Source organism: Phycicoccus sp. CSK15P-2 (genome assembly GCF_016888005.1).
Classification (GTDB): domain Bacteria; phylum Actinomycetota; class Actinomycetes; order Actinomycetales; family Dermatophilaceae; genus Phycicoccus.
This window is the reverse complement of record NZ_JAFDVE010000014.1, coordinates 159493-172172: the sequence shown is the minus strand read 5'-3', so window position 1 is coordinate 172172 and position 12680 is coordinate 159493. Positions and strand designations below refer to the sequence as shown.

Annotated in this window: 11 protein-coding genes and 1 riboswitch; of the genes, 5 read left to right on the top strand and 6 right to left on the bottom strand. The window is 74.0% G+C overall.

Annotation, left to right across the window (positions count from 1 at the left end; genetic code table 11):
• Position 1: 1 nt before the first annotated feature.
• Positions 2-292 (bottom strand): hypothetical protein, encoded by a 291-nt coding sequence (locus JQN72_RS09895; protein ID WP_204135010.1) that lies wholly within the window; start codon positions 290-292, stop codon positions 2-4.
• Positions 289-1794: an AMP-binding protein gene (locus JQN72_RS09890; RefSeq protein WP_307812578.1), complete on the bottom strand. Its 1506-nt coding sequence runs from the start codon at positions 1792-1794 to the stop codon at positions 289-291. The genes JQN72_RS09895 and JQN72_RS09890 overlap by 4 nt, the downstream gene beginning before the upstream one ends.
• A 307-nt stretch (positions 1795-2101) precedes the next feature.
• Between JQN72_RS09890 and JQN72_RS09885 the strand changes: the two genes are divergently transcribed.
• The 5 genes from JQN72_RS09885 to JQN72_RS09865 all read left to right on the top strand — a co-directional run bounded on the left by JQN72_RS09885 (position 2102) and on the right by JQN72_RS09865 (position 7823).
• Positions 2102-3757, top strand: a complete 1656-nt coding sequence (locus JQN72_RS09885; protein ID WP_239100421.1) for an NAD(P)-binding domain-containing protein — start codon at positions 2102-2104, stop codon at positions 3755-3757.
• A 1-nt stretch (position 3758) separates the two neighbouring features.
• Positions 3759-4844, top strand: a complete 1086-nt coding sequence (locus JQN72_RS09880) for an alpha-hydroxy acid oxidase (protein ID WP_204135008.1) — start codon at positions 3759-3761, stop codon at positions 4842-4844.
• A complete protein-coding gene (locus tag JQN72_RS09875; RefSeq protein WP_204135007.1) occupies positions 4841-6277 on the top strand; it encodes a cytochrome P450 in 1437 nt (478 codons plus the stop codon). The genes JQN72_RS09880 and JQN72_RS09875 overlap by 4 nt, the downstream gene beginning before the upstream one ends.
• Positions 6278-6305: 28 nt before the next feature.
• Complete coding sequence (locus JQN72_RS09870) at positions 6306-6998, top strand: response regulator transcription factor (protein ID WP_307812577.1); 693 nt, start codon at positions 6306-6308, stop codon at positions 6996-6998.
• Positions 6999-7205: 207 nt separating this feature from the next.
• Positions 7206-7823, top strand: a complete 618-nt coding sequence (locus JQN72_RS09865) for a DUF4230 domain-containing protein (RefSeq protein ID WP_204135006.1) — start codon at positions 7206-7208, stop codon at positions 7821-7823.
• Here JQN72_RS09865 and thiD read toward each other — a convergent pair.
• The 4 genes from thiD to JQN72_RS09845 all read right to left on the bottom strand — a co-directional run bounded on the left by thiD (position 7813) and on the right by JQN72_RS09845 (position 12635).
• The gene (gene thiD / locus JQN72_RS09860) at positions 7813-9315 is read right to left on the bottom strand and encodes a bifunctional hydroxymethylpyrimidine kinase/phosphomethylpyrimidine kinase (RefSeq protein WP_204135005.1); all 1503 of its coding nucleotides are present in this window, start codon (positions 9313-9315) and stop codon (positions 7813-7815) included. The two genes, JQN72_RS09865 and thiD, sit on opposite strands and share 11 nt — an antisense overlap.
• Entirely contained in the window at positions 9312-9938 is a 627-nt protein-coding gene (gene thiE, locus JQN72_RS09855) for a thiamine phosphate synthase (RefSeq protein WP_307812576.1), read from the bottom strand. The genes thiD and thiE overlap by 4 nt, the downstream gene beginning before the upstream one ends.
• A gap of 23 nt (positions 9939-9961) precedes the next feature.
• Positions 9962-10771 (bottom strand): hydroxyethylthiazole kinase, encoded by an 810-nt coding sequence (thiM, locus tag JQN72_RS09850; protein WP_204135003.1) that lies wholly within the window; start codon positions 10769-10771, stop codon positions 9962-9964.
• Positions 10763-10856: riboswitch (TPP riboswitch) on the bottom strand. (Overlaps the previous gene by 9 nt.)
• 141 nt (positions 10857-10997) lie before the next feature.
• Positions 10998-12635: a CdaR family transcriptional regulator gene (locus JQN72_RS09845; RefSeq protein WP_204135002.1), complete on the bottom strand. Its 1638-nt coding sequence runs from the start codon at positions 12633-12635 to the stop codon at positions 10998-11000.
• Positions 12636-12680 lie beyond the last annotated feature (45 nt).

Sequence of the window (12680 nt, the reverse complement as noted above, 5' to 3'; positions counted from 1 at the left end):
CTCAGAGACCCATCTGCCGCAGCGTCGCGTTCATCGACGTGGCGTAGTCGCCGTGCCCGGACACTTTCGGGTGGAAGGACTGCTGCGAGGGCAACGCGACGTTGCCCGACTCCCCCGGGGTCCGGTTCCAGCCCGCGACGATGCCGTGGACGTCCTCGGGGTTCCAGTTCGCCGGGCGCGAGGTAGTGAGGACGCCTCGGACGGCCTGGTCGACGGCCCACTCGACCTGCCGCGGCTCGGGCTGCATCGTCTGGTTGCGGACGTCGTTGCGCGGGACGAGCCGCTGCTTCATCGGATGGTCCCCGGAATCTGACGCTCACGGGGCCCGGGCGGGACGAGCCGGAGCGAGTCCACCACCTGCGGGCTCCGCAGCGCGGACTTGTCGGGCTTGCCACTGGCGGACACCGGGACCCGGTCGATCACGGTGACCGTCGCCGGTGTCGCCCCACGCCCGAGCCGGTCGGTCACCGCCCGGCGGAGGCCCTCGAGGTCGGGCCGGCACCCGGGGAGCGGCACAACGAACGCGTGCACGGCCTCACCCGTGCGGTCGTCGGGGCGGCCGACGACGTAGGCCTCGGCCACGCCCGGGGCGGCGGCCAGCACCCGCTCGACCGGGCCGGCGTACACGAGGTTGGCGTCGACGATGACGACGTCGCGAACCCGCCCCAGCAGCCGCAGGTAGCCGTCGTCGTCCACCTCGGCCAGGTCACGGGTGCGGACCCAGCCGTCCACGAACACCGCTGCCGTCTCGTCCTCGTCGCCGCGGTAGCAGCACGCCTGCGACGGGGTCCGGACGTACAGCTCGCCGTCACGCACCGACACGTCGACCTCTGCGGGCGGACGGCCCACCGTGGCCATCGTCCCGGGCGACGCCAGCATCTCCTCGGGCGTCGCCATGGCGATCATCCCGGTCTCGGTCTGCCCGTACCCGTGGAACACCACCGGGCCGAGGACGTCGAGCGCCTGGGCCAGCCGCCCCGGCTCCAGCGGTGAGCCGGAGACGAGCAGCGCCTCCAGGCCGGACAGGTCGGCCGGGTCGGCACGCTGCGCGAGGACGAGCTGGTGGAGCTTGCCGACCGTGATGACGCTCGCCGTGGCACGATGCCGGACGACGGCCCCGGGAAACCCTGGTGGGTGAGCCGCCACGAGGGTCCCCCCGGCGGTCAACGTCAGGACGGCGTACTCCAGCATCACCTGGCTGCTCAGCGAGCCGAACACCAGGTAGCGCCGGAGACGGGACGCCAGCTCCCGCACGGCCGGGGGCCACCGGTCCGGGTAGGGGCCCCAGCTCCTGCTCATCGCCCCGTAGGTCTGGCAGCACCCCTTGGGGTTCCCGGTGCTGCCGCTGGTGTTGACGATCCGCGCGACGTCGGCGACGCGCCCGGACGCACGCAGCGGCACCCCGTCGTCCGGGGTCGCGGCCAGCTCGGCCACGACCGCGTCGTCGACCAGGACGGCCTCGTCCCGCTCGCAGACGAACTCCACCTGGGCCGTGGTCAGCTCGGGCCGTAGGCCGCTCACCCGAGCCCCCACCGCGAAGGAGGCGAGGACCGCCGCCAGGCCCGGCGCGTCGACGCCGACGGCGAGGGCCACGCCGTCGCCCGGACCGATGCCCCGCAGACGCAGCCCTCGGGCGGTGCGCCGGACCATCGCCGACAGCTCGGCGGCAGTGGTGACCACGTCGCCATCCTCGAACACCGGGCGGTCGCCGCCGGCCTCGAGACGGTCGAGCAGCGGCTGCGGCCAGACCCCGTCCGTGGCCTCCCCGGGACGGATTGCGGGCGGGTCAGACACCGCAGGTCCTGACCTCGGTGGTCGGCTCGACATCCGTCACGGCGGCCAACGTAGTGATGGGATCTCAGAGAGTTCTGAGATGAACTGGCTACTGTCACACGCGAACACCCGCTCGACGCCGATGTCTGCAGGGCCGCGGGGGGGGGGCGGCCCCCGCCCCCCCCCCCCGCGGGGGCCCTGTGGGGCCGCCCCCCCCGGCCCCCCGGGTTGGGGGGGGGGGGGGGGGCGGGGGCGGGCCCCCCCCCCGCGGCTCCGGCGCGGACCTTGAGGGCCGACCGCCACGTCCCCGACCGACTGGAGTAGAGCGTTGACCGCTGACCTGTCCCACGACGCCCGGTTGCTGGACTGCCTCGTGATCGGGGCCGGACCCGCCGGGCTGCAGCTGGCCGCGCTCCTCGACGCCGACGGCACCGACGACTACCTGGTCCTGGAGGCGGCCGACCGTCCGGGCGCGTTCTTCGCCCGCTATCCACGCCACCGCCAGCTGATCTCCATCAACAAGCCCCGCACCGGCTCGGACGACCCCGAGCTCAACCTGCGGCTCGACTGGAACTCGCTGCTCAGCGACGACCCGGCACTGCGGTTCACCGACTACACCGACCGGTACTTCCCGGAGGCCGACGTGATGGTCGACTACCTGGGCGACTTCGCCGACCGGACGGGCGTGAAGGTCCGGTACGGCGAGCGGGTGACCCGGGTCTCCCGGGACACCGACGGCGTGTTCGAGGTGCGGACCGTCGACAGCGGCCACTCGGACGGCCCAGGCGACGAGGCGGCCGGCATGCCCGCCGGCGTTCCCACCACGACGTACCGTGCTCGCCGCGTGGTGGTCGCCACCGGCGTGTCCCGGCCCTACCTGCCGGACATCGACGGGCTCGAGCTGGCCGAGCCCTACACCACGATGTCGGCCGACCCGGCCGACTACCTGGACCAGCGGGTGCTCATCATCGGCAAGGGGAACTCTGCGTTCGAGACCGCCGACAGCCTCATCGAGACGACCACCCTGATCCACGTGGCCGGTCCGCGCTCGATCCGGCTGGCCTGGCAGTCCCACTTCGTCGGGCACCTACGGGCCGTGAACAACAACTTCCTGGACACCTACCAGCTCAAGTCCGCCAACGCGGTGCTCGACGGCACGGTCACCAAGATCGAGCGGGACGGCGACGGCTACCGCGTGTCCTTCAGCTTCTCCCGGGCCGACGAGGTCGTCAAGGAGCTGCAGTACGACCGGGTGCTGGCCTGCACGGGGTTCCGGTTCGACGTGGGGATCTTCGACGAGTCGGCTCGCCCCGCGCTGGCGATCAACGACCGCTTCCCGGCACAGACGTCGGCGTTCGAGTCGGTCGACGTTCCCGGCCTGTACTTCGCCGGGACCCTCACCCAGCAACGCGACTACAAGGTCTCCACCAACGGGTTCATCCACGGGTTCCGCTACGCGGTGCGCGCCCTGCACCACATCATGCGGCGGCGCCACCACGGCTGCCCCTGGCCGTCCCGGACCCTGGACGCCACCCCCGAGGCCATCACCGACGCCGTCGTCGCCCGTATCAACCGGACCTCGGCCCTGTGGCAGCAGTTCGGCGTGCTGGCCGATGTCGTCACCATCCACGGCTCGGAGGCCCGGTACCACGAGGAGCTCCCGGTCGGGTACTTCGCCGAGGAAGGCCTGGACGAACCCGGCCATCACCCCGACGGGGCCTTCGTCGTCACCCTGGAGTACGGGCCGGACCACGACAAGGTCGACCCCTTCGACATCAGCATCGGCCGCAGCGCCCAGGACGACGCCACCCAGGCCTACGACGCCGCCTACCTCCACCCGGTCGTGCGTCTGCACCGCGACGGCGAGGTGGTCGCGACCCATCACATGGCCGAGAACCTCGAGAACCAGTGGGACCGTCCCGAGGGGCACATCGCTCCGCTGGCCGCGTTCGTCGGGTCCTGTCTCGCCCCAGCCGAGGTCTGACGTGGCCGGGCTCGACGGCCTCGCCGACGCTGCACGCTCGAAGCTCGACCCGGTCCACTGGGACTACATCGCCGGTGGTGCCGGCGACGAGCGCACGCTGCGCGAGAACGAGCAGGCATTCGACCTGTGGCGGCTGCGCCCCCGGGTCCTGCGTCCGGTCGGCAGCCGCGACCTGCGCACCACGCTGCTCGGCACCACGCTGGACACTCCCGTCCTGGTGGCGCCCACCGCCTTCCACCTGCTCGCCCACCCCGGCGGCGAGGCCGAGACCGCGGCCGGCGTGGCCGCTGCCGGCAGCCTGATGGTGGCGGGCATGGCGGCCACCCAACCGGTCGAGAAGATCGCCGCCGCCGGGGCTCCTCTGTGGTTCCAGCTCTACCTCCAGCCGGACCGGGGGTTCACCGAGACCGTGGTGCGACGCGCCGAGGCCGCAGGGTGTCGAGCCCTGGTGGTCACCGTGGACTCGCCCGTGTTCGGCCGTCGACCGCGGGACCTGGCCAACGGCTTCCTCGACCTCCCTGCCGGGATGGCGTGCGAGAACATGCGGGACGAGGACGGCCGGGTGCGCGACATCGCGATGGACGCCGACCTCGACTGGGACCGCGTCGACCGGCTGCGCGAGGCCACCGAGCTGCCCGTCCTGCTCAAGGGTGTCCTGCACCCGGCGGACGCCCACCTCGCGGTGGAGCACGGCATCGACGGCCTGGTGGTCTCCAACCACGGGGGCCGCCAGCTGGACCGCGTGACGGCGACGCTCGACGCCCTGCCCGCCGTCGTCGACGCCGTCGGCGGCGCCGTGCCGGTGCTCCTCGACGGGGGCATCAGGCGCGGCACGGACGTGCTGGTGGCGCTGGCGCTGGGGGCGAGCGCCGTGCTCGTCGGCCGTCCCGTGCTGTGGGGCCTGGCGGTCGAGGGCGCCACCGGCGTGCGCCGGGTGCTGACGACCCTCGCCGACGAGCTCGAGCACGCCATGGCGCTCACCGGTGCGGCACGCCCGGCCGAGCTGACTCCCGACCTCGTCGTGGCCGCCGAGCCCACCGGACGCGGGACACCCCGGCAGCCGGGCGAGGAACGGGAGGGCCGGTGACGACGACGCCCACCGCCAGGCGGATGTCCGCGGCCGTGGCAGCACCCGTCGCGGCGGCGGCGCTGGCGACCGCACCGCGCTGGCTGCCGCCGGCAGTCATCCGCCTCCGGGAGTGGATCTTCACCGCCGTCAACGGCACGGAGGGCGTCGCGGTCCCCGGGCCGCTGGTCGGCCCCGAGCACTTCGAGCGCGTCTACGGCCATCCGGCGGCCGAGGGACGCAGTGCGGGCGCCGGGCTGTCCGACCTCTTCTGGTACTGGCTCTCCCCCGGGCCGCACATGCACCAGGAGCACCTGGAGCCCGGCGAGGACTACCGCACCGTGTCCCGGACCACCCGCTCGGTGCTGGCCGTCCCGCACCGGCGCGCCGACGAGCTCGCCACCGCCGCGACCGCGCGGGCCCTGCGCGGGCTGTCACCGGATCGTTCCAGCCGAGTCCACCTGCGCGACCTGATGATGCCGGTGTGGGCCGAGGTGTTCTACGAGCTGGTGTTCGACGAGCCGTGCCCTCCCCGTGCCCGGGCGCTCGTCGTGGGGAACGCCGACGACGTCGTGCGCGCCCTGAAGGCCACCAGCGTGCGCCACATGGACCGCCGCCACCGGCTCACCCGCTACCTGCTGGGGCGGCTGCGCGACGGAACGTGCCCGGTCCGGCTGCCGGAGCCGTTCACCGACCAGGAGACCGCCTGGTACCTCCAGGGAGCCTTCTTCAACACCGCGGTGGTCCAGATGTCGGAGGCCATGGCGCACGTGCTCATGTGTGCCGCCGCCGCGCCGGACTCCCGCGACCGGGCGACCGACGACGACGCCCTCGACCGGTTGATCGACGAGACGCTGCGGGTGTTCCCCCTGTTCGGCATCGCCCACCGGATCACGACGGCCCCCATCGAGGTGGACGAGTCCACGACGCTGCCCACGGGCTCGGTGCTGCTGTTCAACTACCTGGCCTACCAGCGGACCGGCCCCGCCTCGGACGATGCCTTCGACCCCGAGCGGTGGCGCACCCTCCCGCGGTCGGAGGCCCACTTCATCCCCTACGGCGTCAAGGCCAACCGGGCGTGCCCCGCACGCGGCGTGGCACCGGTGATGCTCCGCGCCGCCACCCGGGAGGTCCTGCGGACCCACGCCGTGACGTCGACGGCCGCGCACACCCGGTCGCTGCCGAGCGGCGGGCCGGCCTACCTGACCCCCGACGGGGCCTGCCCGCCGAGCCCGGGACGGCTGCAGGCCATGCGCGCCGCGGACCGCTGGGCCGACACGGGCCGTTCGCTGACCCAGCTGGCGTTCGGCACCTGGATGGTGCTCGATGCCCGACGTCAGCGGCTCTCCACCCGGCACTTCGCCGGGCGAGACCGCTCCGGCGGTCGACCGGCCACGACGGAGGACAGGACGCCTGCGGCCCCCGAACCGGCCGCCGCTCGTTCAGGTCGCTGACCTCCGGAGCCCCCGCTACCGTGACGACGTGGCGCCAACACGTCTGTCGGGGGGTGGCTCGATGCAGGGGCGGGTGCTGCTGGTGGAGGACGACGGCGAGCTCCGTGAGGTCGTCGCCACGGCTCTGCGGGGTGAGGGGTACCTGGTCGACGAGGCGGTGGACGGGCAGCGTGGACTGCACCTCGGGCTGACCCGTCCCTACGACGTGATGCTCATCGACCGCAAGCTGCCGGCCCTCGACGGGCTCGACCTCCTGGCCCGCCTGCAGTCACGCGCGGTCACCGCCCGCACCCTGATGCTCGCCCCGGGAGGAACCGTCACGGAGCGGATCGAAGGTCTCGACGCCGGGGCGGACGACTACCTCGTCAAGCCGTTCCACCTCGGCGAGCTGAGCGCGCGGGTCCGGGCACTGCGCCGCCGAGCCTCCGACGGCGCCGACGCGCTGCCGATCGGACGCGGGTTCCTCGACCTCGTCCGCCGGGACGCCGTCCTGGCGGACGGGACCCGGGTCACGCTGTCCACGAGGGAGTTCACCCTCCTCAAGCTGCTGGCGAGCCAGCCGAACACGGTGCACTCCCGCACCCAGCTCCGTTCCCGAGTCTTCGACGAGGCCACGGCGGCGTCGATCATCGACACCTACGTCTACTACCTCCGCCGCAAGCTCGACCGGAACGTGGTGAAGACCGTGCACGGCCTCGGCTACCGCCTCGGCTCCCTGTGACCGCCGGATGACCACGTCGACGCCGCGCCCGTGGGTCGGCGGCTCAACCGACCCGTACGACCGTCCTCTTGTCGATGTGGCGCGCGTCCCACTCCCTGGGGATGTCCCGTAGCGGCTGGACGACCTCGCCGGACTCGCTTCCGGCACGCGTCCACCCGAACGGGCACACTGGACCGTGGACCTGTCGTCGGAGAGAAGAGCCTGCTCATGAGGTACGTCGTGCGGCTGGCGCCGTTCGTCCTGGCGGGTGTGCTCGCCGTCGGGTTCGCCGGGTTCGGCACCGCCTGGTGGTTCGGCGTCACCAACCCGTTCCGGGCCGAGGTCGCCGACCGCAGCCAGCCGGCACTGCTCACCTCGATCCAGGACATCAGCGAGTACCACGCGGCGGTGGGGAACTTCGAGGTGGTGCTCGACGTCGAGCGGGACGCCAAGTGGCTCCCCGACTTCATCGCCGGTGAGCGGTCCCTCTTCGTGGCGGCCGGGACGGTCGACGCCTACGTCGACCTCTCCGGCCTCGCCGAGGGCGACCTCACCGTGTCCGGCGACGGGCAGTCGGTGACGCTCCGGCTGCCGGAGGCCGAGCTCGGCAAGCCCAACCTCGACCAGGACCGCACGTACCTCTTCTCGCAGAACCGCGGCCTCGTGAACCGGGTGACGGACGCGCTCTCCACGAGAGACCAGCAGGACCTCTACCGGCTGGCCGAGCAGAAGCTCAGCACCGCGGCCGAGCAGTCGGCCCTCACCCGGCAGGCGGACGAGAACACCCGGACGATGCTCGTCGGCATGTTCGAGGCACTCGACATGACGGTCACCTTCACCGACTAGGAGGAACCGGCCCCTCGTCCTCCGCCGGTGCCGCGAAGAACGCGAGCTCGTGGGCCGCCGAGCGCCGGAATGCCTCGTACATGACGTCCCGGGTCGCCGCGTCGGCGCGGGCCGCGGTCCGGGCGACGATGCCGACCGCGGTCCGGGTGGCCGTCGCGAACGCCTCGTCGGCATAGGTGTCCAGCCAGGAGCGGTAGGGGTGCTCCGGGTGCGACGCAGGGTGCAGCCGCTCCCCCACGTCCTGGTAGACCCAGAAGCACGGCAGCACCGCGGCGACGAGGACGGCGTAGTCCCCGCGTGCGGCGGTGGCGAGCAGGTGGTCGAGGTAGGCCGTCGTCGCGGGGCCGGGACGCGCGGCGGCCATCACCTCCGGTGGCACCCGGCTCTCGTGCAGCTGCATCTCGGCCGTGACCGCCCCCTGCGCGCTCGCGGCCCAGAAGCCCTGCTCCTCGGCGGTGGGTGCGAGCCGGCTCGCCTCGGCGAGGACCCGCGAGTAGTCGCGCAGGTAGAGCGCGTCCTGGGCGAGGTACCGGAGGAACTGCGGCTCCTCGAGGCTGCCGTCGCCGAGGCCACGGACGAACGCGAGGGCGTCGATGCCCTCCCGGATGTCGCGGATGCCCTCCCACCACTGCGCGACGACCTCGTCGGGGGTGGGCCGCGTGACGACTCCGCCCCGCTCCCAGAGGCCGGCGAAGTGGCTGACCGGCCCGTGCCCCGACCCGACCTCGAGCGCGGCGCCGTGCCGGATGCTCTCGGCGAGCCAGTGCTTGGCCTCCCGCGCCGCCTCGACCCAGTCGCCGCAGGCCGCGTACCGGGTGGCGAGCGCGGCGGAGAGCGAGCATCCGGTGCCGTGCGTGCTCGTGGTCTCGATGCGCACTCCGGGCAGCTCGACGACCTCGGTCGCGCCGGCGGCGTCGACGACCGCGTCGGGGAGGAGGTCACCGTCGAGATGGCCACCCTTCGCGAGCACCGTCACCCCGTAGCGCGCCGACACGCGGCGGGCCTGCTCCAGCACGCCGCCCCAGTCGCCGGCGACCGGCTCGTCGGCGAGCAGCGCGAGCTCCGGGACGTTCGGGGTCAGCACGTCGGCGTGCCGCGCAAGCCCGCGGAGGGCCTGCTCGGCGTCCTCGTCCAGGAGGCGGTCACCGCTCGTCGCGACCATCACCGGGTCGAGCACCACGACCGGAGGGGAGACCCGCTCGAGCCACTCCCGCACGGTGCGGACCACGTCGGGGGTCCCGAGCATCCCGATCTTCACGGCGTCGACCTCGACGTCGTCGCTCACGGCGTCCAGCTGCTCCGCGAGGAACTCCACCGGCGGCACGTGCACCGACCGGACACCGTGGGTGTTCTGCGCCACGAGCGCGGTGACCACGGCCATGCCGTACCCGCCGTTGGCCGCGATGCTCTTGAGGTCGGCGTGGATGCCCGCGCCGCCCGTCGGGTCGGTGCCGGCGACGCTCAGCACGCGCGGGACGCGCCGCCCGGTCATGCTCCCGCCTCCCACGCCGTGCGCAGGTCCCGGGCGGCGGCCGCGACGTCGGGCGCCGAGCAGAGACCCGAGGCCACGGCGGCACCGGCCACCCCGGCCGCGCGGAGCGCCGGCAGGTCGTCCTGTCGCACGCCGCCGATCGCGACGACCGGGAGCCCGCACGTGCCGGCGACCCGGGCCATCCCCGCGTGGCCTAGCGGCGGAGGGGCATCCGTCTTCGTCGCGGTGCCCCGTAGTGTGCCGACCCCGACGTAGTCGACCAGGGCGGGGCTCTCGACCGCGGCCCGCAGCTCGTTCTCGGTCGCCGCGCTCAGCCCGAGCAGGGCGTCGGGGCCGACCAGCTCGCGGACGGTCTCCGGCGGGAGGTCCTGCTGGCCCACGTGGACGCCGCCGACCCGGGCGCCTGCGGCGCGGGCAGCGAGGAAGACGTCGACGCGGTCGTTGACGACGAGCGTCACGGGCTCGGGCAGGACGTCGGCGATGCGCAGCACCGTGTCGAGGAAGACCCGGGCCGGTGCGTACTTCTCGCGCACCTGGACCGCCGTGACCCCGTTGCCGACGCCGTCGCGGACGACGTCGACGAGGTCGTGGCCGGCCTCCGCCGCGAGCCGGGAGTCGGTCACGAGATACACGGAGAGGTCGGCCTTCACGAGATCGCCGCCCGGCGGCGGACGGTGTCCGCGTCGACCGTCGCGAGGGCGTCGAGGAACCCCGCGGCGAAGGAGCCGGGACCGGTCGCGCGCTCCGCGGCGAGCTCGGCCGCGACCGTGTACACGGTGGTCGCCGCGACGGTCGCCACGAGCCGGTCGTCGTCGACGGCGGCGAACGCGGCCATCACGGCGCCCAGCGCGCAGCCGCCACCGGTGACCCGGGTCAACAGCACGTCACCGTTCCCGACCCGAGCGAGGTCCCGCCCGTCGGTGATGACGTCGACCGGCCCCGAGACCGCGACGACCCCGCCGGTGCTCTCCGCAAGAGAGCACGCGAGGGGCACCGCGGCGTCCACCGCGTCGGAGGCGTCGACCCCGCGGCCGCCCGCACCGGAGCCTGCGAGGGCCATGACCTCCGAGGCGTTGCCGCGTACGACGTCGGGCCGCAGGTCGCGCAGGGTGTGGGCGAGCGGGGTGCGCACCGGGAGCGCGCCGACGGCGACCGGGTCGAGCACCCACGGCGTCCCGCCGGCGTGTGCAGCGGCCGTGGCCTCGAGCATCGCCTCCCGCTGCTCACCGGTCGGGGTGCCGAGGTTCACGAGGACGCCGGACGCGGCCTGCGCGAAGGGGCCGGCCTCCCCCGGGATGTCGACCATGGCCGGCGAGGCACCGATGGCGAGCAGGACGTTGGCGGTGAAGTTCACCACCACGCTGTTGGTGATGCACTGGACGAGCGGCGCCTGTGCGCGCACTCCGTCCAGGGTCGAGCAGGTGTGGTCGAGCAGGGTCTCCGGCGTGCGCGTCATGCGCGACATCCCTTCGCTAGTACGAGCTAGATCAGGTTCGACGGGTGTGATCTCAGCCCCGGGCGGGGCACCCCGTGTCACGTGCGTCCCACCCTAGCGAGGTGCATCGGGCGGGCCTCGTCCGCCCGGTGCACCGACGGCCCCGGCTCGGCACGGAGCCGGGGCCGCGCCGCTCGACGACCCCACCGGTCGGTGCCCGGCGACCACGTCGGGGACGTCGTCCGGCTCAGGAGTCGAGGACGGCCAGCTGGACCATGAGGGCGAAGCGCTGCCGCGCGTCGGTGAGGTCGACCTCGCCGACCTCGGCCACCCGGCGCAGCCGGTAACGGAAGGTGTTCGGGTGCACGAACACCGCCTCGGACGCCGCGCCGACGTCCCCGAACGCGTCGAGCCAGGCGCTCAGCGTGGGGACGAGCCGGCCGTTGTGGTCCCGGTCGTACTCGATCAGCCGGGCGAGGACGCCCTGCGGACGCTCCTGGCGCGCCGCCGCGAGGTCGCGCAGCTCGAGGACCAGCGACTCGGTCTGCACGTCGGCCAACCGCGCCACCGGACCCGGGGCGCGCCCTTCGCGCAGGACCCGCAGGATACGGTCGGTGGCCGCACGCGAGCGCGCGACGTCCTGCGCCGCGGTCGCCACGGGCCCCACCGCGATGAACGGCCGGAAGCGGTCACCGACGCGGGTGAGGAAGTCCCCCGCCAGCCGCACACCCCGCTCCTCGATCTCGCCCGGCGTCCCGGCCCCGGAGACCAGCCCGTAGGCCACACCGCCGAGCAACGCCGTGGCGGAGCGCGACGTCACGGCACCGAGGTGCATCGCGAACGCGTCACCGAGCCGCTGCCGCTCGTGGGCGAGACCGGCGTCCCCGCCGGCCTCCGACCCACCCAGCGCGAAGCCCAGGACGACGAGCGGCCCGTCCCCCAGCCCCAGCCGCTCCACGGCGGCGCGCGCCCCCGGACCACCCTCGAGCACCGAGCTCACGAGGTCGGCCCGCACCCGGCGCTGGGCGTCCGCACCGGCCCGCACCCGCAGCATGTGCAACGCGACGAGGGTCCCCGCCTCGACGAGCGCGGCCGTCCGCTCCTCGCCCAGCCGCTCGGGGACAGCGGCCCAGATCGAGCCCAGCACCTCGTCGCCGGCGCGCACCGCCATCGCCACCCGGAGCATCGACAGCCCGTGCTCGGAAACCTCGATCGGGTCGACGTACACCGGCCCGTCGGACCGGTACAGCTCCCGGAAGACGCCCCGCTCGGTGAGGTTGCGGAAGTACCGCTCCGGCACCTGCCGACCGAGGATGGTCTCGACCCGCGAGGCGTCGGCCTCGTCCTGACGGCCGGAGAAGGCCAGCACCCGGGCGTCGCGGTCCTCGATGGTGACCGGCGCGTCGAGCAGTGAGGCCACGGCGTTCGCGACCGCGAACAGGTCCCCCGACGGCAGACCCCCGAGGGACTCGGCCTCGTCCCCCTCGACCTCGCCCTCCGCGAGCAGTGAGCGCAGCATCGCCGTCAGGTGGATCCACGGCACGCCCGTGCGCAGCCCCAGCACCGCCACTCCGGCGGCGTCCGCCGCGGCCCGCACCGTGTCGTCGACCGCCGCCGGCTCGCGCAGGACGAGCGCGACGACGCCCTGGCCGGCCATCCGCCCGAGGAGCGCGACGACGTCCTCCGGAGTGTCGACCCCGACGCCGAGGACGACGGCGCGCGCCGGGAGGAACGGCGGGTCCACCGGGTCGTGGATCACGACGGCACCGACCGGCGCGGAGGGCTCGGGGTCGCCGTGCAGCAGCTCGAGGAGGGTGGCGCCGAGGTCGGACAGCACTCGCCCGACGCTGCGCCGGGGCAGCAGCGGGTCGGGCACGGTGCTCATCGTCACCCCTCGAGGTCGGCCGGCGGGGACGCGCCGAGCCTACGG

Excerpts from the sequence above, each read along its gene's own strand:
- thiD (WP_204135005.1), bottom strand. The coding sequence starts at position 9,315 with ATGACCGGGCGGCGCGTCCCGCGCGTGCTGAGCGTCGCCGGCACCGAC.
- JQN72_RS09895 (WP_204135010.1), bottom strand. The coding sequence starts at position 292 with ATGAAGCAGCGGCTCGTCCCGCGCAACGACGTCCGCAACCAGACGATG.
- thiM (WP_204135003.1), bottom strand. The coding sequence starts at position 10,771 with ATGACGCGCACGCCGGAGACCCTGCTCGACCACACCTGCTCGACCCTG.
- JQN72_RS09845 (WP_204135002.1), bottom strand. The coding sequence starts at position 12,635 with ATGAGCACCGTGCCCGACCCGCTGCTGCCCCGGCGCAGCGTCGGGCGA.
- JQN72_RS09865 (WP_204135006.1), top strand. The coding sequence starts at position 7,206 with ATGAGGTACGTCGTGCGGCTGGCGCCGTTCGTCCTGGCGGGTGTGCTC.